At 50.5% G+C, this 23,667-nt stretch carries 26 protein-coding genes; 17 read left to right on the top strand and 9 right to left on the bottom strand.

Annotated elements, in window-relative coordinates:
- Window positions 1–23: 23 nt before the first annotated feature.
- Entirely contained in the window at window positions 24–224 is a 201-nt protein-coding gene (locus B9Y58_RS02665; protein ID WP_073054003.1) for a type II toxin-antitoxin system Phd/YefM family antitoxin, read from the top strand.
- Here B9Y58_RS02665 and B9Y58_RS02670 read toward each other — a convergent pair.
- The 3 genes from B9Y58_RS02670 to B9Y58_RS02680 all read right to left on the bottom strand — a co-directional run bounded on the left by B9Y58_RS02670 (window position 221) and on the right by B9Y58_RS02680 (window position 5,820).
- Window positions 221–1,933 carry a hypothetical protein gene (locus tag B9Y58_RS02670; RefSeq protein ID WP_143154630.1) on the bottom strand — a complete coding sequence of 571 codons (1,713 nt, stop codon included), beginning with the start codon at window positions 1,931–1,933 and terminating at the stop codon, window positions 221–223. The two genes, B9Y58_RS02665 and B9Y58_RS02670, sit on opposite strands and share 4 nt — an antisense overlap.
- A gap of 10 nt (window positions 1,934–1,943) precedes the next feature.
- Window positions 1,944–5,015: a glycosyl hydrolase family 28-related protein gene (locus B9Y58_RS02675; RefSeq protein WP_083532181.1), complete on the bottom strand. Its 3,072-nt coding sequence runs from the start codon at window positions 5,013–5,015 to the stop codon at window positions 1,944–1,946.
- Window positions 5,016–5,094: 79 nt separating this feature from the next.
- Entirely contained in the window at window positions 5,095–5,820 is a 726-nt protein-coding gene (locus B9Y58_RS02680; RefSeq protein ID WP_073054006.1) for an endonuclease, read from the bottom strand.
- Window positions 5,821–5,978: 158 nt separating this feature from the next.
- Between B9Y58_RS02680 and B9Y58_RS02685 the strand changes: the two genes are divergently transcribed.
- The 12 genes from B9Y58_RS02685 to B9Y58_RS02740 all read left to right on the top strand — a co-directional run bounded on the left by B9Y58_RS02685 (window position 5,979) and on the right by B9Y58_RS02740 (window position 16,365).
- Window positions 5,979–7,274, top strand: a complete 1,296-nt coding sequence (locus B9Y58_RS02685) for a bifunctional folylpolyglutamate synthase/dihydrofolate synthase (RefSeq protein ID WP_073054007.1) — start codon at window positions 5,979–5,981, stop codon at window positions 7,272–7,274.
- Between the two features lie 268 nt (window positions 7,275–7,542).
- On the top strand, window positions 7,543–8,145 hold the full coding sequence (locus B9Y58_RS02690; protein WP_073054008.1) for an ATPase: 603 nt from the start codon (window positions 7,543–7,545) through the stop codon (window positions 8,143–8,145).
- A gap of 12 nt (window positions 8,146–8,157) precedes the next feature.
- Complete coding sequence (locus B9Y58_RS02695) at window positions 8,158–8,715, top strand: DUF2764 family protein (RefSeq protein WP_073054009.1); 558 nt, start codon at window positions 8,158–8,160, stop codon at window positions 8,713–8,715.
- Window positions 8,716–8,732: 17 nt separating this feature from the next.
- Window positions 8,733–10,490, top strand: coding sequence for a V-type ATP synthase subunit A (locus tag B9Y58_RS02700; protein ID WP_073054010.1), 1,758 nt, complete (start codon window positions 8,733–8,735; stop codon window positions 10,488–10,490).
- Window positions 10,483–11,784, top strand: a complete 1,302-nt coding sequence (locus B9Y58_RS02705; protein WP_073054011.1) for a V-type ATP synthase subunit B — start codon at window positions 10,483–10,485, stop codon at window positions 11,782–11,784. The genes B9Y58_RS02700 and B9Y58_RS02705 overlap by 8 nt, the downstream gene beginning before the upstream one ends.
- 1 nt (window position 11,785) lies before the next feature.
- The gene (locus B9Y58_RS02710) at window positions 11,786–12,418 is read left to right on the top strand and encodes a V-type ATP synthase subunit D (protein ID WP_073054013.1); all 633 of its coding nucleotides are present in this window, start codon (window positions 11,786–11,788) and stop codon (window positions 12,416–12,418) included.
- The gene (locus tag B9Y58_RS02715; protein WP_073054015.1) at window positions 12,415–14,343 is read left to right on the top strand and encodes a V-type ATP synthase subunit I; all 1,929 of its coding nucleotides are present in this window, start codon (window positions 12,415–12,417) and stop codon (window positions 14,341–14,343) included. Before B9Y58_RS02710 ends, B9Y58_RS02715 begins: the two co-directional genes overlap by 4 nt.
- Window positions 14,344–14,382: 39 nt before the next feature.
- Entirely contained in the window at window positions 14,383–14,838 is a 456-nt protein-coding gene (locus tag B9Y58_RS02720) for a V-type ATP synthase subunit K (protein ID WP_083532182.1), read from the top strand.
- Window positions 14,839–14,856: 18 nt separating this feature from the next.
- Window positions 14,857–15,312 carry a V-type ATP synthase subunit K gene (locus B9Y58_RS02725; protein WP_072799628.1) on the top strand — a complete coding sequence of 152 codons (456 nt, stop codon included), beginning with the start codon at window positions 14,857–14,859 and terminating at the stop codon, window positions 15,310–15,312.
- 138 nt (window positions 15,313–15,450) lie between these two features.
- A complete protein-coding gene (locus B9Y58_RS02730) occupies window positions 15,451–15,666 on the top strand; it encodes a DUF3791 domain-containing protein (RefSeq protein WP_073054018.1) in 216 nt (71 codons plus the stop codon).
- Window positions 15,663–16,148 carry a DUF3990 domain-containing protein gene (locus B9Y58_RS02735; RefSeq protein ID WP_073054020.1) on the top strand — a complete coding sequence of 162 codons (486 nt, stop codon included), beginning with the start codon at window positions 15,663–15,665 and terminating at the stop codon, window positions 16,146–16,148. Before B9Y58_RS02730 ends, B9Y58_RS02735 begins: the two co-directional genes overlap by 4 nt.
- 1 nt (window position 16,149) lies before the next feature.
- Window positions 16,150–16,365 (top strand): hypothetical protein, encoded by a 216-nt coding sequence (locus B9Y58_RS02740; RefSeq protein WP_073054022.1) that lies wholly within the window; start codon window positions 16,150–16,152, stop codon window positions 16,363–16,365.
- Between the two features lie 152 nt (window positions 16,366–16,517).
- Here B9Y58_RS02740 and B9Y58_RS02745 read toward each other — a convergent pair whose 3' ends face one another.
- The 3 genes from B9Y58_RS02745 to B9Y58_RS02755 all read right to left on the bottom strand — a co-directional run bounded on the left by B9Y58_RS02745 (window position 16,518) and on the right by B9Y58_RS02755 (window position 17,400).
- Window positions 16,518–16,748, bottom strand: coding sequence for a hypothetical protein (locus B9Y58_RS02745; RefSeq protein WP_072801211.1), 231 nt, complete (start codon window positions 16,746–16,748; stop codon window positions 16,518–16,520).
- Window positions 16,749–16,802: 54 nt separating this feature from the next.
- Window positions 16,803–17,018, bottom strand: a complete 216-nt coding sequence (locus B9Y58_RS02750) for a DUF3791 domain-containing protein (protein WP_072801212.1) — start codon at window positions 17,016–17,018, stop codon at window positions 16,803–16,805.
- 91 nt (window positions 17,019–17,109) lie between these two features.
- Window positions 17,110–17,400 carry a DUF7724 family protein gene (locus B9Y58_RS02755; protein ID WP_072801213.1) on the bottom strand — a complete coding sequence of 97 codons (291 nt, stop codon included), beginning with the start codon at window positions 17,398–17,400 and terminating at the stop codon, window positions 17,110–17,112.
- Between the two features lie 632 nt (window positions 17,401–18,032).
- Between B9Y58_RS02755 and B9Y58_RS02760 the strand changes: the two genes are divergently transcribed.
- From B9Y58_RS02760 to B9Y58_RS02770, 3 genes are all read left to right on the top strand, one after another.
- Complete coding sequence (locus B9Y58_RS02760) at window positions 18,033–18,749, top strand: FISUMP domain-containing protein (protein ID WP_073054024.1); 717 nt, start codon at window positions 18,033–18,035, stop codon at window positions 18,747–18,749.
- 69 nt (window positions 18,750–18,818) lie between these two features.
- Window positions 18,819–19,175 carry a hypothetical protein gene (locus B9Y58_RS02765; RefSeq protein WP_143154631.1) on the top strand — a complete coding sequence of 119 codons (357 nt, stop codon included), beginning with the start codon at window positions 18,819–18,821 and terminating at the stop codon, window positions 19,173–19,175.
- Window positions 19,176–19,188: 13 nt separating this feature from the next.
- Window positions 19,189–20,328 carry an FISUMP domain-containing protein gene (locus B9Y58_RS02770; protein WP_083532183.1) on the top strand — a complete coding sequence of 380 codons (1,140 nt, stop codon included), beginning with the start codon at window positions 19,189–19,191 and terminating at the stop codon, window positions 20,326–20,328.
- 141 nt (window positions 20,329–20,469) lie between these two features.
- On the opposite strand, the gene B9Y58_RS02775 is transcribed toward B9Y58_RS02770, so the two are convergent.
- On the bottom strand, window positions 20,470–21,147 hold the full coding sequence (locus tag B9Y58_RS02775; protein ID WP_073054736.1) for a DUF3800 domain-containing protein: 678 nt from the start codon (window positions 21,145–21,147) through the stop codon (window positions 20,470–20,472).
- Window positions 21,148–21,576: 429 nt separating this feature from the next.
- Between B9Y58_RS02775 and B9Y58_RS14835 the strand changes: the two genes are divergently transcribed.
- Entirely contained in the window at window positions 21,577–21,894 is a 318-nt protein-coding gene (locus tag B9Y58_RS14835) for a hypothetical protein (protein ID WP_233247815.1), read from the top strand.
- Window positions 21,895–22,058: 164 nt separating this feature from the next.
- Here B9Y58_RS14835 and B9Y58_RS14840 read toward each other — a convergent pair whose 3' ends face one another.
- Together B9Y58_RS14840 and B9Y58_RS02785 are read right to left on the bottom strand one after the other, a co-directional pair.
- Window positions 22,059–22,235, bottom strand: coding sequence for a hypothetical protein (locus B9Y58_RS14840; protein WP_233247816.1), 177 nt, complete (start codon window positions 22,233–22,235; stop codon window positions 22,059–22,061).
- Window positions 22,236–22,348: 113 nt separating this feature from the next.
- Window positions 22,349–23,593 carry an SUMF1/EgtB/PvdO family nonheme iron enzyme gene (locus tag B9Y58_RS02785; protein WP_073054029.1) on the bottom strand — a complete coding sequence of 415 codons (1,245 nt, stop codon included), beginning with the start codon at window positions 23,591–23,593 and terminating at the stop codon, window positions 22,349–22,351.
- Window positions 23,594–23,667 lie beyond the last annotated feature (74 nt).

The raw sequence follows: 23,667 nt of genomic DNA on the forward strand, positions 1-23,667 counted from the left end.
GGTAATTATACTATTTTTGAAGCATGTCTAAAGTTGTTTCTGCCATGGAAGTCCGCCAGAATTTTGGCTCGATGTTGAACCAAGTCTCTATCAAAGACGAAGAAATCGTCATCGAAAGAGCAGGCAAGCCCTTAGCACGCCTCGTGAGCGTAAACGCTCCGACGGCAGGGCTCTTGGATTTCCGTGATATCAGTAAACTTCCCAACCAGATTTGGGAAGACTAGTCTTCCCTTGCAATAATTGAAATCTTCAACGTATCGCGCTTAGCTGGGTCGGCAACACTCTGGGCAATCAACTCTGCCGTCTTGTCAATGCCGCCTTCCAGGGCTATCAGGTAATTGGACGAAATCTTTTGTTCGTCCTTGCAGTCTTTTTCTTCGTAGCTACTGCTGTTGTTCAGGTAGTTTAAGGATTCGCAGGTGACGAACCACTCGATGTCGGAACCGATAATCTTCCAATCTGTGCTGGAATTGGGCGTCATCTGGAAAACAAAGTTCTTGAATCGGAGTGTGTCTCCGGCGAAGAAAATCTGTTCGTCAATAACGTCATCTTTTTCGGAATCGTAGAATTGCATGGTCTTTAAAATCCCCGGCTGTTGGACCAAGGTAAAGAGCTGCAATACATAACGGAGGCTATCCACGACGTCTGCTAATGGATAGGAGTTTAAACGCAGGTAATGCAGATAATACGCGCCTTCGGGCCATTCGCTGCCAATCTTGAAGTTGCCTCCGTAAATGGGGCTGATAGTATCTCTCGCTTTTTTGTCCTTGTCCAGGATCTCAATCAAGACGTTTTCGAAATTTTCATCGCTGTAGTTCTGAATCCAATGCTTTACGATTAGCGAGTCTCCTTTTTTGTAGTCACCAATCCAAACGAATTGTTCTTGACGCAGGTTGTACTTGTATTGGCCGATGTCGTCTTTGGGACGGGAGCGAACATAGGTCTCGCCGGGATAGTTGATGGAGTCGGGTTTAGAGAAGTATTCTCCCTGCTCCAGTTTGCGAGCTTTGGTTACAGCTTCAAAGGTGGCAAAGGGGCCTGTCCAAATGCTTGAGAAACTTTCGGGCTTGATCTTGATAGACCAGTTGACCGAATCGTTAGGCACAAGCATCGTGTCCAGATTTGTCTTCGAAGATCCCAGTTCCTTGTCTCCGTCAATGAGCTTGTAGAGAATAATGTTTTCGCCGACTGTGGACAGATTCACGCTGTAGCCTTCGTTGGCCGAGAATGCAATGGCCACTTCGTCGGGTGCCTTGTCGATCAGCATAATGCCACGCAAGGTGTCGCTCATTTTCATGGAAATTTTTTCATCATCGCCCGTATACTTGTAGTAGGCTGAGTCTACGAGGACTTTCAGCTTCAGGCTAGATTCGTCTTTGAATTTGCCTTCGATTTCCAAGTAGTAATGGTTGTCGTTAAAAGTCACGAAGGTGTTGGAATCCCTGAAGGTGGCGCTGGAATCTGCACCGTAGCTTGGAATCAAGGCGTTTCTGTAGACAGAGTCTTTTCTCGAGGCATCCTTGGGGGCTGCATTGGTTGCCTGCAGGTATTCTCCCAGTTCGTTCTTAATGAGAATCTGTTCGTCCTTGATGTTAGAGGTGCTTGCGAACACCTTGATGCGGCTACCTTTAGGAAAATCGCCCAAGTACATTGGCAAGTTTGTTGCGCCGCTGTCGAGGTAGATTTCGCTTTCGTCCATTTTAGAACTGTCGCCTTTGAACAGTTCCACGTAAAGGCGGAGCGTGTCGCCTAATTTGACCGTGTCTTTGTAGTCGATGTCTGCGCGAGTGCTTAAAGAACTGCTTGACTTAAATGAAGGAACCGAAGAACTGGACTCTTCGTCTGAAGCCGAAGAACTGGAATCATCGCCGCAAGCGGTAATGGCGACTGTCATAAACAATGCTGCGAAACTTAATAGATTCTTGAACTGCATAGTGGTTCTCCTAGTTCAGGATATAGAATTGCTGCTCGGCGGTAAATGCTTCACCAATCACGCGTAAAATATACTTGCCCGTGGGGAATGCCATCGCCTTGAATTTAAAGTGGGTCTTTTTTTCGCCTGCGATATCACGGGCGGCAACCGTGAGCATACGCTTTCCGAATTCGTTCACGATTTCAATCTGCACAAATTGCGGGTAACCGACTGTCAGGTCGAAGTCACATTCTAGATTGTAAATGTCAATATTCACCTTAGTCAGCGTGTATCCGCCGTCCATGGCTTCACCACCTACAGAACGGGAATTGTCGAAGTAACCGACATAAAGCGAGGGGGCGAGGTCTCTGCCGGCGGCTGCACTGTAAAGAACAGTTTCGCCGGGTTCCACTGCGGTAAGAATGAGGGTGTAAAGCTGCGAGGGGTGCTTACGCTTGAAGAATTCAGTAAGTGTCGGCGTACGTAGGAATGCGCCGAGCGGTGCCTTCGGGTTAATGGTAATAATACCTAAGAAATCGGCGTACTTGGTATCGACACCGCCACCAGAATTCTTGCGGATGTTGAACTGGCCGCCGGCTTGCGGAATGTTGGCCGGAGCGTTTTCCCAGGTGAGTTCGTAGGGAGCCCAGTCGACACCGAGCTTCTGGTCACCAAAGTTCATTTCCTTGTTGGTTTCCTTAAGACCGAAGATATTCAGCTGGATAGGCTTCTTGATAGAATCCTTGTTGAATTCCAACTTGAGTGCTGCGTCGAATAGCGGACCTGGCAATGCGGACAAGTCGTATCGCAGGTAAATCTTTCCGGCGTTTCCGGTGGTCACGTTTGCAACACGCAGGTCGGGGTCGGAATTGTGGGGACTAAAGTTGTCGAATTCCGAAATCCAGGTGGCAGCCCCCTTACCGCTGGGCATGCCGTCTCCGGTATTGTCAATAGTGGTGTAGTGCTTGTCGAATACGTAAACCTTTCCGGTGTCAGAGCCCGTCTGGTATCCGTCGTCGGCGGTAAAGATGATGTTGTAACGTCCACTTGCGGTAAAGGATACATCGGTTTCGTAAGCCATGCTGTCCGAGAACGCCACCTTGCCCGGGCCAAGGCCCTTCTTCCAGCGCACCGGGTCTTCGCAAAGGCCGTCGCCACGACCGTCGTCCACAACGGAGCCCTTGATCTTGAGCAGGTTGGGTTGCACCAGCACCAGTTCATGAGGAATTGATGCCTTCGGCTTTTCGTTGGCGCCAAGCCTAGGGGCGTATCCGGTAAACAGCGGAATCAACACACCTCCGTTGGGAGTGTGTTTCAAATCTTTACTGTAGAGAGACTTGATTGCAGAAGCCTTTCTTGATTCTTCTACAATGGTGGGGTAGGCGTTACCGCGGGTCAGCGTTTCACGCAGACCGGAAATTGAAAGCGACGAGTTGTCGTTAATGAACATGGGACGGTCTTTCGCCTTGTCGCTGGCAACAATTTCTACACCGATGAGTTCGGCGTGTGCCTTGTTGAAGTTCTGAATAATGGTGTTGCCCTTCTTGGCGGTAAGACCAAGAATCCAGACGGAACCGCCATTGTTTGTAATCTTTGGCCCCTTGGTGTCGCCGATCAATGCCACCTGGCGACCCCATACCTTCTGGTAATTCAGCTGGATGGTTCCGAGAGTGACGTCTTCCAGGTAAATTTCACCACCGCCGATTTCATCAGTTTCAAGGGAACGAACCATCATGTTCTTTAACAGCAGGTTGCGCTTTGCTTTCATGATGATGCCGCTGCCGAATTCGGAGAATCGTTCAATCGTCAGTTCGTTGAATGCGCCTGCTTCAATAATGAACTTGCCCTTGCCGTCGATACGGCCTTCGATACCGATAATCTGGCGAACGCGGTTGCGAATGTAAATATCTCGGTTAATGGTCCAGCGGCCTCCGGGCGGGAAGTAGATGGTTTCTGCACCATCGTCAATCGCTTCCTGAATCGCTTTGGAGTCATCGGAGCCCGTATTCGATTTTCCGCCATAATCACCGGCAACCGTAATCCAGTTGTCCGCCTTCTGTTCGGGGTATGCGGGGGTTTCTGCAACAGCTAGACGCATGGATTGTTTGGGGCTGTGGCAAAGCTGAGGCGTTTCTTGAGTTGCAAACTCAATAATTTCACCCTGGATCATTTCCTCGTTGTAGCCCTTCTTTTTAGACTGGATCATCGTCTTGTAGCGGGATACTTTCATGGAACGAATAAACATGTGGCTTTCGTTTTCGATTGCCATGGGAGCTTTGACTTTCTTGTTTTCGTTGTCGAATTCCAGTAAGCCGTCCAACAAACTCATCATGGCGGATTCGCCGTGGTTATACACGGCTGGTACATGCCCTTTAAAGCGGAGGGCACGAATGGCCAAGTTCATGTTGTCGTTTTCGATACCATATTTTTTCTGGCCGCCTATGGTCACGTGTTCCAGGGTGGCTGTGCCCGTTTCGCCTTTGGCGTAAATACCGATGTTAAAGCCGCGGATTTCGGTGTTCTTAATCAAGAGGGGACCAATGCCTTCGGTAAAGCCTAAGTCAATACCGTAAACGCCGGAAGTGTCTCCGGAATAAATCTTCACATTGTGAATGGTTCCCTGGTTTCCAGCGTTGAACTGAATGCCGATGGCGCCGGGGTTTCCCTTACCGGTACGAATTGTTACGTCACGAACGGCGTTTCTGTACTTGGGACCTGGACCTTCGCCAGTAAAAATAAGGGCTTTCGGAAATTCGGGGTTGTCAAAGCCGTAGGTATTGTCTGCAAGCTGGATGATCGTTCCGCCCATGCTCTGTCCCTGCAAAATAGTGCGGCGGCTAGAGGATTCCTGTTTTTTGGTGGTGGGCCAAGTGAGTTGATCGGTAATTTTATAGATGCCATGGGGCAAATAGATGATAAAGTCTCCATCGGGGTGGTCGTTCAACGCCCTCTGAATGGCTTCGGTGTCGTCGGTCTTGCCGTCGCCCTTAGCATAATAGGGGTCTTTTGTGACATTAACAATCGCGGAGCCCATGGGGAATTCCACCTGGGCAAATACAGATACTGTAAAAACGACAACAAAATAAAATAGAGTCCTATACATACTAACCTCATTTGTAAATATATGTAAAAAAAAGACGAGGTCAATAGGCTCTAGTTTATTTTGGGCGGCTTAGCCGTATTTATTTCTCACATTTTTCGTACACAAAGGGGTTATGGTCGCCCTGCACCTTAAAAATACGGCGGTCCCGTTCGCATTCTTTGTCTGTAACGGGGTACATCTTGTCCCAGGCTTCAAATAGTTTCCGGTCCTGTTTGGACAAATTAACGCCGTAGGTCTTTTCCATGTAAAGGCTGGCTCGGGCGATAATTCCGCGGGCTTCTTCGCGTGGCTGAGCTTTTTTTAGTTTGAAATCTACGATGGTCTTGCATCCGCCATACATGGGCTCGGGGTCGTTTGTCCACTGGCTGTACATGAAGTTGTTGCGGTCCCCGTTGACTTCGCCAATGGCGGGGTACAGGTTGTGCATGTCACCTTCCATAATCTTGAAGGTGGTGTCGTTGGCGCTGCAGTTCTTGCGGCCACCGTCTCGCCAGCAGGGGAGGTGCTGGCCCATGTTGTGGGCGGTGACCATGTGTTCCCACTCGATGCGTTCGGCGCGTTTAAAACTTTTGCGTTTTGGGTTCTCGCGCGGCTTGAAGTTACAACTTGAAAAGTCGACGTTCTTCTTGTCGTCGTATCGGCATCCGCAGTAAAGGGTTTCTTGCAGTTCGCCGTAGTACACGCGCCTTAGCTGTTTGCTCGCGTCGCGGTAGTTGTAATGCTTCGGGGCGGCTGTAGGGTCTACGCGCGACCACGCGATAGCGATAAAAACTGCCAGAAGCAGTATTATTCCAAAACTTTTCATATAAAAACCATGTAGTAACGAAAAGAAATATAGATAACTATTCTAATGTGTAATGTGAGGTGTGAAATGAATTGTAGACAGTAGGAAGTTGACCGTTGGCAGTGGTTTTGCCATTACACATTACACATTACACATTACACATTTTTTAAATTTGGCACATGCAATCACCTGGTATGGATTATTTGAATTCTCGGCTCATGTTCGGTATGGTTCCGGGGCTTGAATCGACTCGAAAACTTTGCAACGCTCTCGGAAATCCTGAACGCTCTTTCAAGACCATCCATATCGTCGGTACTAACGGCAAGGGCTCTACTAGCTACTACCTCGCAGGCATCTTGCAGGCGCATGGCTTTAAAACGGGGCTTTTTACGAGCCCGCATCTGGTAAGCCTTCGCGAGCGCATTCGTGTAAACGACATTCCCATTAGCGATGCCGATTTGGACCGCTTACTCCTTCAGGTGAAGGCTGCTGCCGAACAGGTGCAGGTGGAGCCGACCTTCTTTGAAGTCTTGACGCTCGTCTCGTTCCTTTATTATGCCGAACAAGGTGTCGATGTGGTTTCGATGGAAGCGGGCATGGGGGGCCGCTTGGACAGCACGGCGGTTGCATGCGGCAACATCGTGGTGCTCACGAGTATCGGACTCGAACACACCGAAGTCTTGGGCCCCACCGAAAGTGCCATTCTTAAAGAAAAAATGGCAATCGCCGAAGCGGACTCCGCTCGGGGAAAAACATTCATTGTCGGTGGCCTTTCCGAAAGCCTGCTCGCCGAAGCCTGTGCTTATGCGAGTGAACACAATGCGAAATGCGTTGTTCCTACAATCCGGACCGACATCAAACTCCCGAATCTGGGCCACCATTATATTGAAAACGCAAGCCTTTCTTTGGCCGCCGCCGAAAGCTTTGTTCACAGTGCGGGTCGCGTTTTTGACGATTCTCTCGCCTTAAAAACGCTTGAAACCCGTTCCTGGGCTGGCCGCATGCAGCAGTTGACCGATAAAAATGGGGTGGTTCGCTACATTTTGGATGGGGCGCATAATTCTCATGCGGTGCGTCGCTTAGTTGAAACCTTGGCGGAATATTACCCCGGTACCAAGTTCCACTGCGTTTTCGGAGCCCTTAAAGATAAAGATGTGGGCGAAATGCTTAAGTTGATGGCTCCATTTGTAAGCCACTGGCATATAACCAAGACTCCTTACCCGCGTTTCCGCGAACTGGACGATTTGCGCTCGGAACTCTCGAATTTGGGCTTGAAAGTTGCTAGCGAAGGCGAACTTAGCCGAAAATTTTTGGACCAAGTTGCCGAAACAGCCTCTGCGGATAATAAAAATATCCCCGTTTTAGTGACCGGTAGCCTCTATATGATCGGTGAAACGGTGCAGGCCCTCAAGGACGATTTTGATGGTTTGGCTTTTTTCCGTGGCCTTGAACCCTCGACAAACGAACACCGCTAAATTTGCGTAGAAAACAAATTCTGTAAACTGTTTTGGCTCCAAAGCAAATCCTGTAAATCCAAAAGTTTTTCTTGTAAACTTTAGTTTTCGCAAATTTTGCGTTTTTATCGCCAAAAACGTGGATTTTATCCATTATTTCAAAAATTTTGCCGTTTTTTTCGACTTTTTGCCAAAATTACTTGTATATTAGTATCGAAATTTTCCCAAAAGGTCCTTTTGGTGTGTTTTTTGCTATAGGGATCTTTTGGAATTGTTATTGGAGATATATATGGCAGAAGACTTGCAATACCTTATGGAACGCATCCAGAAAGATGCTGTCGATAAAGCAGAAAAAGAGGCGGCGGCTATCATTGCCAAGGCCAAGGAAAAGGCGGCCGATATCGTGAAGGCTGCCGAGGCCGAAGCGTCCGCCCGTCTGGAAAAGGCCGACAAGGACGCCGAAGCGTTCACGGAACGTAGCGAACGCACCCTTGAACAGTCCGCCCGCGACCTTTTGCTTTCGGTAGGCAAGAATCTCGAAAAGATGATTATGGACCTGTTGAACCTCGAGGTGGAGAAGTCCTTGGACGAATCCACCGTCAAGAGCATGCTCCTCACGGTAGCCAAGTCCTATACCTCCGACATCGAGGTGGATTTCTCCGACGCCGATGCCCGTAAGCTCAGCTCTTTCGTGATGGGCGAGTTCAAGAAGCAGCTTTCCGCCGGCGTGAAGGTCGAAAGCGACAAGGGTGTCAAGTTCGGTTTCCGCATCAAGCTCGATGGCGGCAAGGTTACCCACGAATTTACAGAAGCTGCAATGGCCGACGCTCTTTCGGCCCTGCTCCGTCCGCAACTTGCCAGAGTGGTAAACGCTGCCGCACAGGCGAAGTAACGCGGGTACTTGATGAGCAGTCCTTCTTACTTGATGGCATCTCTTCCGATGATTGAGTTTGGCGATCCAGCCCCGCTCAGTATGGAAGATTTTCGCCACCGCTGCATCGGCGTGCTGTCCGAGTCGGAAATTGCGGCTCTGGACGCGCTTCTGGATGACGGTGAATGCGAAGAGTGCGACGACGAGTTCGTGCGCGCCTACAAGGCCCACGAAATCCAGATGAAGAACGTTTCGGGCAGGCTCCGTGCAAGCGCATGGGGGCCCGATATCCGTTTTACGGAAAAGTCCTTCCCGGGTTACGATGTCGCCTTTGCCAAGATGATTCAAGATGCGTTTGCCAAGTCGAATCCTATGGAAAAAGAGCAGGATATCGACAAGGCCCGTTTCTGGCTTGTGGACTCGCTCGCAGGTGTGGGCGAGGGTACCGTCAAGCATGTTTACGCTTATGCGATCAAACTGAAGATTTGTGAACGTTGGGCGCGCCTCTCCGAACAAGCGGGCGACGCTGCCGTGTTGAATGTTATTAATGCAAACGATCCTGCATACGCCTCTGCGGCGGCACAGGAATGACCGGAGGTCCATTTTCAATGGCTAGTATCGGAAAAATCATCGGCGTCAACGGTAACCTGATTCGCGTCAAGTTCGAAAGCGCCGTGTCCCAGAACGAAGTGGCGTATGCCAAGCTTACTCAGAAAAACAAGGACGGCAAGTCCGAAGTTATCCCCCTCAAGAGCGAAGTCATCCGTATCCGCGGCGACTACGCCGAACTCCAGGTGTTCGAAGACACCACGGGGCTCAAGACGGGTGACGAGGTGGAATTCACCGGCGAACTTTTGTCCGTAGAACTTGGCCCCGGCCTTTTGACCCAGGTCTTTGACGGTCTGCAGAACCCGCTCCCGAAGCTTGCCGAAGAATGCGGCTTCTTCCTGCAGCGCGGTAAGTATTTGAAGGCGCTCCCCCGCGACAAGAAGTGGGCATTTACCCCGGTCGCGAAGGTGGGCGATGTGGTGGTCGCGGGCGATACGCTGGGCACCGTTCCCGAAGGCGTGTTCACGCACCGCATCATGGTGCCGTTCCGCCTGCTGGGCAAGTGGACCGTGGAATCGGTCTCTGCCGCTGGCGAATTCACTGTAGAAACTGTTGTTGCTAAGCTCAAGAATGCTCACGGCGAAACCCAGGACGTGACGATGGTGCAGACCTGGCCGGTGAAGATGCCGATCAAGGCCTATGAAGAACGCCTGCGCCCGAGCAAGCCCCTCACCATGCAGCAGCGCATTATCGACACGTTCTTCCCCGTGATGCAGGGCGGTACGTTCTGTACGCCGGGCCCCTTCGGTGCCGGTAAGACCGTGCTCCAGCAGCTTATGAGCCGCTACGCCGACGTGGATATCGTGATCTTGGCCGCTTGCGGTGAACGTGCAGGTGAAGTGGTGGAAACCCTCCGCGAATTCCCTGAACTGATTGACCCGCGTACCGGCAAGTCCCTCATGGAACGTACGCTGATTATTTGTAACACGTCTTCGATGCCGGTGGCTGCCCGTGAAGCTTCCGTTTATACGGGCGTGACTCTCGCCGAATACTACCGCCAGATGGGCCTGAACGTGCTCCTCTTGGCTGACTCAACCTCTCGTTGGGCTCAGGCTCTGCGTGAAATGAGCGGCCGTTTGGAAGAAATTCCGGGTGAAGAAGCCTTCCCGGCCTACCTCGAATCCGTGATTGCCGCCTTCTATGAACGCGGTGGCGTGGTACGCCTTAAGGACGGCTCTACCGGTTCCGTGACGATTTGCGGTTCCGTGTCGCCGGCAGGTGGTAACTTCGAAGAACCGGTGACCCAGGCCACCCTGAAGGTGGTGGGCGCATTCCTCGGCCTTTCCCGTGAACGTTCCGACCAGCGCCGCTTCCCGGCCATCCACCCGTTGGATTCCTGGTCCAAGTACGAAGGCATTATCGATTCCAAGAAGGTTGCCGAAGCCCGTCACATCCTCGCAAACGGCGTGGACGTGAACAACATGATGAAGGTGGTGGGCGAAGAAGGTACTTCGATCGACGACTTCGTGATTTACCTGAAGTCCGAATACCTCGATGCCGTTTACCTGCAGCAGGACGCCTATAACGAAATCGACGCCGCCTGCTCCGCCGAACGCCAGAAGTACGTGTTCGACAAGGTTTACACCATCCTCAAGACCCCGATGAAGTTCAGCGAGAAGGACGTCGCCCGTACGTTCTTCCTCAAGCTCACTCAGTCGACAAAGGACTGGAACCGCGTCAAGTTCGATTCCCAGGAATTCAAGGACCTTGAACAAAGTATTTTCGCTTCCGTGAAGGAGGTTTCCGCTAATGCATAATGTGGCATACCATCGTATTGAACGCATCGCCGGTTCCGTGATTACGCTCCGCGCCGAAGGTGTAGCAAACCAGGAACTTGCCCAGGTGACAAGCTCGTTCGGAACATCCCTTGCCCGCGTGATCCGTATTGACGGCGACATGGTGGACTTGCAGGTGTTCGCAGGTGCCCGTGGTATTTCCACCGACTCCGAAGTGCGCTTCCTTGGCGAACCGATGAAGGTTCCGTACAGCGAAGCCTTGCTTGGCCGTGTGTTTAACGGTGCTGGTAAGCCCCGCGACAACGGTCCCGAAGTGGACGGCGAACGCATTACTATCGGTGGCCCTTCCGTGAACCCCGCCAAGCGTATCATCCCGAAGACGATGGTGCGTACGGGTATCCCGATGATCGACGTGTTCAACACGCTCGTGGTTTCGCAGAAGCTCCCGATTTTCTCTATCGCCGGTGAACCTTACAACGAACTCTTGGCCCGTATCGCATTGCAGGCCGAAGTGGACGTGATTATCCTCGGCGGCATGGGCCTGAAGCACGATGACTACCTGTACTTGAAGGACTTCCTCGAAAAGAACGGTGCTCTTTCCCGTACGGTGATGTTCATGCACACCGCATCTGACCCGATTGTGGAATGCTTGCTTGTGCCGGATGCATCCCTCGCTGTGGCAGAAAAGTTCGCTACCGAAGGCAAGAACGTGCTCGTGCTCCTCACCGACATGACGAACTTTGCAGACGCCATGAAGGAAATCGCCATTACGATGGAACAGATTCCGTCGAACCGTGGTTATCCTGGCGACCTTTACTCTCAGCTTGCTAGCCGTTACGAAAAGGCTGTGGACTTCGAAGGTTCGGGCTCCATCACTATCCTTGCTGTTACGACCATGCCTGGCGACGACGTGACCCACCCGGTTCCGGATAACACCGGTTACATTACCGAAGGTCAGTTCTACCTGCGTAAGGGCCGTATCGAACCGTTCGGTTCTTTGAGCCGCTTGAAGCAGCAGGTGAACGGCAAGACCCGTAGCGACCACCGTACCATCATGAACACCATGATTCAGCTGTACGCAAGCTACAAGGAAACTTTGGAAAAACAGTCCATGGGCTTCAACATGAGTAACTGGGACCAGAAGCTGCTGAAATACGGTGCCCGTTTCGAGAAGGAAATGATGGACCTCTCCGTGAACATTCCTCTTGAAAAGGCTTTGGACCTTGGCTGGGAAATCCTTGCCGACTGCTTCGCTCCTGAAGAAACCGGTATTCCGACCAAGATGATCAACGAATATTGGCCCAAGAAGGGGTAATATGGCGAAGGTCAAGTTAACAAAGAACGCCCTCAAGGCGGAACGCGACGCATTGAAGCGCTTCCAGCGCTATCTGCCGACGTTGCTCTTGAAAAAGCAGCAGCTGCAGATGGAAATGCGCACGCTCCAGGAGAGGGTGATGGCTAAGCGAGAAGAGGAGGACAAGCTCCGCAAGAGCATGGCTTCCTGGATTTCGCTGTTTGCCGAACCCATCGAATGGTCAAAGTACCTGTCGGTGAAGGAAGTGCGCCAGGGCGAAGGTAACATCGCCGGCGTGAAGATTCCGACATACGACGGGGTAGATTTTAATATTTCGATTCCGGATTTCTTTACCACGCCCGTGTGGCTGGACGACGGTATCAGAAGCCTCCAGGGCCTGATTTCGCTGCGTCTCGAACGCCGCGTGCTCGAAAAGCAATACGAGCTCCTCTCGAAGGAACTGCGTACCACGAGCCAGCGCGTGAACCTGTTCGAGAAGGTGAAGATTCCCGAAGCGAAGGAAAATATCCGCGTCATCAACATCTTCCTGGGCGACCAGCAGACCAGTGGCGTTGCCCGCAGCAAGCTTGCCAAGGGTAAGGCTACCGCCCGTACCGCTGCCCAGGATGCACTCGCGAAGGAGGCCGCCGCATGATTACTCCTATGAAGAAAGTGACGGTGCTGACGGTTGCAGGTGCGGTTGAAGAGACGCTCCAGGCGCTCCGTACGCTTGAAATTTTGCACCTCACGCCTTTGCAGGCGGCTGCAGGCGCCAAGCTGAACCATGCCCGCGGCGAAATGAACCGCGTGCAGAAGGCCTTGGAAGTGGTGCCCGAGAAGGCCCCGAAGGGTGTGACTCCCGTGAAGGATGCCGCTCCTGCCGCAAGCCTTATCGATGAAATCCAGAACCTGGTTGCCGAAAGCAAGCAGGCGGAAATCGACAAGGAACAGGCCGAAGAGGAACTCTCCAAACTTTCCATGTTCAAGAACCTGGACCCCGCAACGGCAGCAGCCCTGCAGGCGAAGGGTATCTATGTCAAACTGTACCAGCTCCATGACGGTAAAGTCCCGTTCGAACTCGAGGGCGAAGGTTCTATCGAGGAATTCGGCCAGGATGAAAACGGCAAGTATGTAGCTGTCGTGAGCAGGGGAGAAGCCCCTGTGGCCGTGAAGGGCAACTTCACGGAACTCACGATGCCGCAGAAGTCGCTTGCCGAATACCGTGAAATGGAAGCGAAAGCCAAGGAAACGCTTGCCCGCGTCGAGCGTCGCCTGGGTGAACTTTCGGGTGCGCGCGAATCTATCGAGGACAAGCTCCTCGAAGTGGGTGACGACTACCGCATGGTCGAAGCCGAAGCCTCGATGGTGGGCGACAAGAACGTCGCCGCCGTGCAGGGCTTCTGTCCTGCACCTCGCGTGGGCGAACTCGAGAAGGCCGCCCGCGAGCACGGCTGGGGCCTCCTGGTGGACGACCCAGCCGACGGCGACGATATCCCGACGCTGTTGACCTACAGCAAGCTCAGCCGCCCCATGCAGTTCCTGTACGATATCATCGGCATTTCGCCGGGGTACAAGGAAGTGGACGTGTCGGCCGTGTTCCTTTGCTTCTTCAGCATCTTCTTTGCGATGATCGTGGGCGACTCGGCTTACGGCCTGTTGTTCCTCGGTCTGGCACTCTTTGCCCGCAAAAAGATGCCGAAGGCGAACCCTGCTGGTTTCCACTTTATCTACCTCATGAGCATCGCCACCATCGTGTGGGGTGTGATTAACGCAAGCTTCCTCGGGCTCAGCCCCTCGCTTGCGGGGTGGACGTATTACCTGGACATCACCAACTACGGCTGGTTGCCTGAACCGCTGAAGAACGCGATGCTCTGGATCCGCACAAGCGCCCCGACTGACCCGGCGAAGTTCGAAGCCTACAAGGCCTTCGCCCAGTCGATCACGCTGTTGCCCGAAAGCTTCGTGCCCAAGGTGGCGGGTGCCTCCCAGATGCAGCATATCCAGCTGTTCTGCTTCTGCATCGCCGTGGTCCACCTGAGTATCGCTCACGTGTGGAACGTCTGCGTGCGCATCAAGCGCAAGGACTCCACGTTCATGGCGCAGGTGGGCTGGCTCATCGGCTGCTGGGTGATGTTCTTCCTGGCCTGCCAGATGGTGCTCGGTATCGATATGCCGAAGTTCGTCATCCCGATGTTCATCGTGGAAGCGGTACTCCTGGTGCTCTTTACCGTGCCGCCCAAGAGGCTCAAGCAGGACTTCATCAGCATCCCGATGCTCGTGCTCGACGTGGTGAACAGCTTTACCGACGTGATCAGTTACATCCGTCTGTTCGCTGTGGGCATGTCCGGTGCGGCCATTGCCGAAGCGTTCAACGACATGCTTTCGCCGCTGTTCGGCTCCGCTGTCGGTATCGCTGGGGCTGCCTTCCTGCTGCTCTTCGTGCATGGCCTGAACATCGCGCTTGCGGTCATGGGCGTCGCCGTCCACGCGGTACGTCTGAATACACTCGAATTTTCAAATGGACTTGGCCAGGAATGGAGCGGATTCGCATTCGCGCCCTTCGCCAAGCAGAAAAATTAAACCAAGGGATGATTCCCGCTACTTAATGAGGAAAAAACAATGGAACCGAATACAATGGTTACTCTCGCTAAAATGGGTGCTGCTGCCGCTCTCGGCATTGCGGCAATGGGCTCCGCCCTTGGTTGCGGAACGGCTGGTATGTCCGCCATCACCATGTGGAAGAAGGCTTATGCCCAGGGCAAGAGCGCTCTCTTCACCTTGCTGGTGTTCGTGGGTGCCCCGATTTCCCAGACGATTTACGGCATGCTCTTGATGAACTTCATCCTGAGCAAGGCTGCCGAAAGCGGCTTTACCAACTGGGGCGGCTGCCTCGGCGCCGGTATCTTCGGCGGGCTTGGCATGATGGCCTCTGCCTGGTACCAGGGCAAGTCCGCGGCCGTGGCCTGCGACGCCCTCGGTGAAACTGGCAAGGGCATGGTGAACTACCTGATGGTGCTCGGTATCGTGGAAACCGTGGCCCTGTTCGTTCTCGTGTTCTCCATGATGGTGCTTTAATCCAGCGAGGTAACACGTATGGATCAAGCTCAACTTTTAACGCTCGCGAAACTCGGCGCGGTGGCGGCCCTGGGCCTTGCCGCGGTGGGTTCTGCGCTGGGCTGCGGGACTGCCGGCATGGCGGCCATCGGGGCCTGGAAAAAGGCGTATCTCAAGGGTAAGAACGCGCTGTTTACGCTGCTCATCTTCGTGGGCGCGCCGATTGCGCAGACAATCTACGGCATGTTGCTGATGATGTACATCCTGAACAAGTCCCAGGCGGCTCCGGCCAACTGGGCTGCATACCTGGGTGTGGGCATCTTCGGTGGCATCGGCATGATGGCCTCTGCCTGGTACGTGGGCAAGTCCGCTGCGGACGCCTGCAACGCCCTCGGCGAAACCGGCAAGGGCCTGGTGAACTACCTGATGGTCTTGGGCGTCGGCGAAACCGTCGCACTGTTCGTCATGGTGTTCTCCATGATGCTGGTATCGTAGGACAAAGTGTCATCCTGAGCCCCGGAACAAGTCCGGGGTAAACTCAGTCGAAGGAACTCCTAAACAACGAAAATGGCGGGGCTATGCCCCGCACCCTTTTTTTATCATTGGACTGCGAAAAACAATTAGGATTAGACCATGGTTCAGGAATCTTTTGAATTTGTCGTGTATATGATTCACGCTTGCGCAAACAAGTGGAATCGTTTGCCGTCTTTTGTGTATCGAAAGCTGGCTGAGTCAGGCTGTATTCAGAAATTCCTTGTTCCCAATTACGAAATTTTGCATACGCAGAGCACTGATTTCGTCGTCAGCGATATTGAAGAATATCTGAACGTCCGTAAGGTGGCCGTATGATCGTCTATCATGGTTCGAACGTTGTTGTTGACAAGCCGGATGTTGAGCATTCTTTTCGACCGCTTGATTTCGGAAAGGGATTCTATGTCACGACGGTGCGTGAACAGGCTGTCCGTTGGGCGCACAGGAAAATCGATATTCTAAAGGATGGGAACCTGAAGCCGATATTGAATGTCTATGACATGGACGATGTCCCTGCCGCACTCTCCGTTAAGACGTTCCCCGATGATTTAGAGGAATGGATTGATTTCGTGTGCAAATGCCGCGATGGTTCCTTGGAATATGCCCAATACGATGTAATTATGGGCAAGGTCGCAAATGACAAGGTTTTCCGTGTAGTGGATATGTATCACTCCGGTATCTGGGATATGCCGCGGGCATTGAAGGAAATAAAGGCTTATCCGACTTACGACCAGATTGCCTTTATCACGCAAAAGGCTATTGATGCGGTCCTGAAATACAAGGGTTGCGAAGAGGTGTAAAATGGTAGACGAAGATGTTCTGGAAAAAGTCTATCAGGAACGCCTGGAAGAGCGCATTATTGCGCATCTTGCGCAGGTGAAGAACTGTTCGCTAGAACAGGCGATGGATATGTATTATAACAGCGAACTGGCTGACAAAATCCATCAAGGGAAAGATGGAATCCAGTATCTGGACTATAAGGTCTTGGTGCAGATACTTGTTGATATGGGTGGTTAAGCCATCTTGGAGATAATCTCTGCGAATCCGTCATTGTCCGCCATGGCAATTTCGGAAAGAATGTCGGAAAAGGTGTCGGATAGCACGCTCGGGTACCTGAGCCCGGTAGAGTATAGGTTGAAAAGGCTGGCCGCGTAAGGAGCCTGCTTAGGCTAGACTTCGAGTTGAGTCAGTTTCCCGTTTTCCTGTTCCGCCTTGAATATGTCGTAGACATAGGGAGAACTTTCAAGGTAAAGTCCGGTTTCCGGGTCAACTAGTTTGGCGAATGTTTCAGAAGCGTAGAACCTACGCATAGCCTCGATGAGAGAGAGTTTCTGGTCTTCCATCACATACGAGATGATGTCTCCCGTTATGAGTTCAGCAAGCATTTTTGGCTTAGACATGGGTCGACTCCTTCTTTTTCAACAGCGCAATCGCTTTTTCTGAGTGGAAGAGAATCACTGTATCTTCCCTCCGTTCTGCTGGCTGACTAGCGTCAGGTCGTTGATGGCGTCTTCAAATGAAAGCGTATGCTCCACATCGTAGAATTCGACAAGGAAATCCATCGCTCCGTGATTGCATAGATAATCAAAAGCCTGCTTTTCGGTGAGGCTCTTGTTTGCGGCGAACTCGTTGACGCATGCAACGGTATATCTGATCAGTTTCTTGTCCATTTCTTAGATAATATACATCTTGACATCGCCGTTGTCCGTAACGGTGAAACTGTAGTTGGCGATAATCATGTCGGCCTTGTCGGCGATTTCATTAAGCTGTTGCTCGGACATTGTCCACCTCGACAGATGTTATCGGTGGCAAGAAAATTTTCGGGTCGATGTAAAGGTCTTCAAGGATAGGGACCAGGTCGATATAGTCCTCGACGAGTTTGTCCTTGTTCTGGCTATATACGGCATCGACCACCAGGTAGCCGTTGTCCCATTCCTTCACCTTTGCAATCTTGACAAGGCTATACGGCCCCTTGAACCGTATAGTCCGCCCGTTAAAGGAGAAGGATATGTAACATCCGTCATTTGACAGGATTGCCTTAGAATTGACCATGTTTGAAATGTAATTTAATTGGCGGGCTTAGTCAATAGCCTTAGGGGTCTGACTAAATGCTCGCTGGGTGTGTTTAACCTCATTTTTGCCTAAAAACCACCTACAATAGGGTAAAGTCGCTTCCGCATTTGCGGGAGCGGCTTTTACATTGTGGGGGTGTTGCCTGAACTTTTGCTTTTGTTACAATGTCACTTGTGTTGAGCTGCGGGGGCAAATGTCCGGGCGGTTTTGTCACTTGTGCAAAACGGCCCGGTCTTTTGCCGGAGTGTCTTTTACACTTATGCGAAGGAGCCTGAACATTTGGCCGAGTACCTTCACCGCTTAGGTGATGGTGCTCGGGCATTTGCAGGAGCAGCATTTACAAAGTGAGGTTCATGCTAGAGCATTTGCAGGAGTGGCATTATCACGGTGATGAAATTGCTTGGGCTTTTGCGCGAGTGGTTTCATCACTTGTGCAAAGGTCCTCGGACAATTGCATAAGCGCTTTCTCCACTTGTGCAAAGGCGTTTGGACATTTGCGGGAGTAGTTTTTACAAGGTGAAGTAGGTGCCTGGACTTTTGCCGGGGAGTGTTGCATTCTTGTGTAAAGGGGCCCGGGCAAATGTCCGAGGGGCAACACTACTTATGCAAAGGTGCTTGAACAATTGCTGGAGCTCCTTTTACATAGTGGGGAAGTCGCTTGTGATCCGCGCGATAATCATGTATATAAAACGATTCGTCTATATGACGATGTTACTGATACACTCACGTTTTTTGCGGAAAATCTGAATTTTGGTAAGATGATTTCTGGTGGAAATCAACAAGGTGATTCGACCAAATATTGTTATGATGACGATCCTTGGTATTGTGAAAATGGATGGGGTGGGCTTTATACCTGGGCTACCGCTATGGCTTTCCCCGCTGTTTGTGATTCTTCTCAAATGGGAAGTGAAAAATGCCCGAATACGACGGATGAGTCTAGGAATACTCTTGTACCACATAATTCGGAGTATGTTGTCCACCGGGGGATTTGCCCGGAAGGCTGGCACATTATGAATCAGGGGGAGTGGGTGGCTGCTATTAATGGGCATGGGGCGATGAATGGTAGTCAATATCTTAGTTCGGAGGTTTGGAATGAAGTCATGGAAAATCCGAGAGGTTTTTCTCTTTTGCCGGCAGGTTCATATGATTTTACAAATGGCCGGTTTGAAAGAATTATGGAATATGGGTATTATTGGATTCCAAGAGAATATTCTGATGAACCTGAATTTTTAGGAAGTTGCACCTTTGTTGCGCATCGTTCGTTTAATAGATATGCAGAATTCGAAAAAAAAGGTGCACTTTCTATTCGTTGCGTAAAGGATTACTAATCCTTTAATTTTATCCTAGAATTTTAAACAAAAAACCGGGCTGTGTTAAACGGCCCATTGGGAGTTATTATGTCCAAGAAGAACATCAAGAATAATAAGAAAAAAAATACTCACAAAAATTTCAAGATTGAAGCTTTAGAACCACGTTTGATGATAGATGCGTCTGCGGATAATTGGTTGGCCGAAAATGCCCTAACCCAATCAACGCAGATGAATTCTTTTGTTGATAATATTTGTGCTAGTTCTGCGGCAGGAGAAAATGATGTTTTCGAAGGTGTAAAGAAAATTGATGGAGATAAGATTGAATCTGTAAAAATTAAGGATTTGATTGGTGCCCAAAGTATGGCATCTAGTTTGAAGTTTGGAAATGATTTTAAGAATATACATAATTATATTGAAAATTGCACTGTTGTGGTATTAGAATAAAAAGGAAGTTAGAATGAAAACAAAAAGTCTTTACTTTTGCGTAGTCTTGATGACCGTTATGGCGATTGTTGCCTGTGATGACAGTTCCAGCGGTGCCGGACCGGACCCGGTAGCGGAAGTTTCGTCCTCTAGTGGCGATGACACAATCTCCTCGAGTTCTGTTACGGACAAAGGAACATCCTCGGGTGCTAGTTCGGTATCCAGCAGCGATATCTTTAGCTCAAGTTCAAAAAAAGAAACTGTTAAATCAAGCAGTAGCGCTTCACTTGTATCCAGCAGCTCGGTATCGATTGCTGATCAAAAGATCCCATGCGATATGCCTGAACATGGAATTTACCATATCGGGGATGAAGAATTTGTATGTAAAGACGGTTTTCTTGTTCCTTATGTACCGCCATCTAGTTCGTCTGTGCAAGTTCGTCCATTTAAAGAAAGGTTCAAAGTAGACAGTGTCTTTAACGAAGAGAAATCGTATGGAACGTTCAAAGACCCGCGTGATGGGCAGGAATATAGGACCATCGTTATAAAAACTAAGTCTGCGACATCACCTGAGTTTGAAGTGTTTGCTCAAAATTTGAATTATGGTACCCAGGTGAATCTTGGAACGACTGTTTTTGATGATAATGAGGTTGAAAAATTCTGCTATGACGATGATCCCTGGTATTGCGAGCATTATTTTGGAGGCTTATATTCTTGGAGCGAAACATTTGGACTCCCTAGGGCGTGTGATAGTGTGTGGACTGGAACGACGCCGAATTGTCCTGATTCCATTGCGACGGGAATAAAATCTGTTTATGATTGGAATTATCTTCAAATTCAAGGAATATGTCCGGAGGGTTGGCATGTGATGAATGAAAATGAATGGCGTGCCATGATACGAGGTGAAGAATCTGCATATAGATCTATATCGTTAGCTTCAGAGGGTGTAAATAGTAATGGCTTTTCTGCTTTGTTTGGGGGTGGTGCGTATAATAATCAAGATGGATATTATTATGATCATATAGGAAAGTATGGTCGTTATTGGATTCCCAAGGAATTTGATTCTGCAGCATTCTTGATGCGTTTAGATGAAACTGAATGGGATTTTTCCCGGTTAAAAAAGTTTTTTGGTCATTCAGTTCGCTGCGTTAAAGACTATTCGTTTACGATGTAAATTGATTTAGTTTCATTTTCGTTAAAAAGTTTAACAAAAAAAGAGGGCTTTGGGGAAAAGCCCTAAGGGAGTTATTTATGTCAAAGAAGAACAACAAGAGTAATAAGAAAAAGTCCATTCTTCCTTGCGTGCCAGATGGTGCTAATTCCACTCTTTCTTTTTTAGTGCTTTCAAATAATTTTGTTTCAAATCACGCTTGTTGCCAAAGAATGTCATTTCGGATTTTGAAAAAAGGCTGTTTTCAAGCTTTAGGCTTACAAGTTCCATTGTACAAATAAAGTCTGCAACTTGGAACAACTTGTAATCGGTTGGCATCACCTTTCGGAAAATCGGATTTGGCAAGAGTGCGTTAAATACAGATGACAAAAGCCTGCTCATTTCGACCTGTCCGTTGTCATAGTAAATCTTGACATCGTCAAAAGTAAGAAATTCATCGTAATGTGCCCTTATAAACGAAGATATTAGCTTCGAAAGTTTGCCTGTCGCTTCTACAGAATCTTCGATGTGCTTCTTTTCGATGTAAAAACATTTGTATTGAACGTCAATTGAACGGATAAAGGCCATCATCTTGTTGAAAATGCGTCGCCGGTCAACAATGTCCATGTCTTTATAGATTTCTTCTTTGCGGATAATCGGACCGGTGTGAATGCAAAGATTGTTAAGTCCCAAGTAGGATAATTCCGTATCTAGGCGATTGATTTTTTCTTGAATATCGACATCTTGACGATGGAACACCATCGTTATTATGTAATACGGGGAATGATAGCTATAGTCACCAAAGTCTCCCGATTCATCAATAAATACACTTAGTTCCTTCAAGATGTATTTCTCCACAAAAAAAGCGAGGAACTTCCTCGCCAGTAGATGGACCTGGGTCTTTCGACCAGCCCAAGAAGAATATACATAATTTTCTGAGGAAAGTCAATAGGTGAATGAACAAAAAAGCACTATTTTGCATCCGCGTTAGGCCTCCAGCCACTTGCAGTTTTACTGCTTAGTGGCTATGGTCCCCTTTAGGGGAGATAGTGACCCCTTGGGGACAAGACCCGCGCAGCGGGGCTTGGTTCTGGGAGGTGAGCGGCAAGCGTAAGCGAAGCCGATTGCCCCCAGAATATAGCCCGACCCAGCCCACCCTCCGGCAGGCTCAGGGGCCTTGGGGCTGGGGAACGCCTAAATCCAGCTAAAAAAAAACAATGGAACCGAATACAATGGTTACTCTCGCTACCGTGAGCCAGAAAGCGACTCAGCGTGAGCGAGTCGTGCTGGCGAGAGAACAACCAAAGGTTGTTCGGTCATTATAGGGGTGCTGCAGCCGCTCTCGGCATTTCGGCAATGGGCTCCGCCCTTGGTTGCGGAACGGCTGGTATGTCCGCCATCACCATGTGGAAGAAGGCTTATGCCCAGGGCAAAAACGCCCTCTTTACGCTCCTGGTGTTCGTGGGTACCCCGATTTCCCAGACGATTTACGGTATGCTCCTGATGAACTTCATCCTGAACAAGGCCGCTGAATCCGGCTTTACCAGCCGTGCTGCCTCGGCGCCGGTATCTTCGGCGGTCTTGGCATGATGGCTTCTGCTTGGTTCCAGGGTAAGGCTGCTGCAGTCGCTGCTGACGCCCTCGGCGAAACCGGCAAGGGCATGGTGAACTACCCTGTGAGCCAAAAAGCGACTCGTATTGACGAGTCGTGTTGGCGAGAGAACCAGCAACAAGGGCATTTTTTTAATGTGCATTTAGCTGGTCTGGTCGCTTGGGGTGCTCGGCGTCGGCGAAACCGTCGCGCTGTTCGTCATGGTGTTCTCCATGATGCTCGTGTCGTAGGACAAAGTGTCATCCTGAGCGAAGTTTCCTAAGGTCGGTGAGCCTGCCGAACCGCCGAAGGAAACGAAGTCGAAGGAACTCCTAAACAATGAAAATAGCGGGGCTATGCCCCGCTATTTCTGTAATACAAAAAGGAATCACGTTCGTGGGTCCTTTTTGTTTTGTCAAATTGAAAAGATGTTTTCGCTGGGAACAGAGCTTCTTATTTGCAGCAGCGGAAACCGACGTTGGGGTATTGGTTCTGCGGATAGAAACTGAACTTGTTGTCGGTGCACTTACTTTCGTTGTTGGTGTTCCAGGCACCGCCAGCGACTAAGTACATGTTCGGGTGTTCCTTGCTCGTGGTCGAGGTCCATTCCCAAAGGTTTCCGTTCATGTCGTACATGCCGTACCAGCTGCGGCACTGTTCCTTACGACCGCTGCGCTTGGCTGCCTTGGTGTTGGTGTTGCACTTGTTCTGCTTGTAGCTGTCGCCGTAGCTGTAGCGGGTGTTGTCCTTGCTTTTACAAGCGGCTTGCCATTCGGCGAGGCTACAGAGGTGCTTGCCTTCTTGTTCACAGAGCATTGCGGCCTGTTCTTGGCTCACCATGTCGCGGGGGAGTTCGTCGGCCTTGTTCGGGTATTCGTAGGCGTCTACGCAAACGGTCTTGCCGCCGAGCGGAACGGGGTAGGCGTTCTTGCCGCAAACGTTGTCGCTAGCCATGTCGTACTTGGCTTCTTCCCATGCAGAGCGGTTGCCCACGGAGTCTTCGGCGTAGAAGAATACGGAGCCCGTCTTGTTGTATTCAATGGCCTTGCCCGCTTCTTGGGCATGGAGCGTATCGCCAATAGAAAGGAATGTCTTGCACTTGATTTCTTCGCACTTGACTTTAAGCTTAATCGGGTCGTAGTAGCGGCCTGCGGGTGGTGCGATTTCAGCGACGGGCGGCACCTGGTCGGCGGCGCGAATGCTGTCTTGAATACGCTTCTTTTCAAGCGAGTCGGCCTTGGCTTTTTCGATGACGGCCAAGGAATCGGCGATGCGCTGCAGGCTATCCTGGCGTGCCTTTTCGATGGCGGCGAGGCTGTCCTTGATGTGATTCAGGCTGTCGCGCACGTGACGGATGCTGTCGCGGTTCACATTGTTCTGGAGTGCGGCCAGAGAATCAGCAATGCGCAGGCTATCGGCGATGCGTGCGCTGTCTGCGCTGAGTCTTGCCAGGGAGTCCGCCATGCGGATGCTGTCGGCGCGGGCCTGTTCCAAGGCGCGCAAGCTATCAAGCGTGTGGCGGCGCTGCATTTCAAGAGCGGTTTCCTGTTCCTTGGCCAGGGCGTCTTGCTTGATCTGGTCCAGGTGACACTGCACAATAAAAAGGGTTACAAGCAAAAGGAACATCAACACGAGAATCGCGATGTTCTTCTTTTTGCGGCGTGATTTTACCTGATCTTCTGTTTCGTTATTATTCATAAAAATCCTTTAAACCAATTACCTACTACCAACTTCCTACAGTCTTCTGTCAACCGTCTACTGTCTACTTCCTA

It is taken from the genome of Fibrobacter sp. UWB15 (assembly GCF_900177705.1).
In the GTDB taxonomy this organism is placed as follows: domain Bacteria; phylum Fibrobacterota; class Fibrobacteria; order Fibrobacterales; family Fibrobacteraceae; genus Fibrobacter.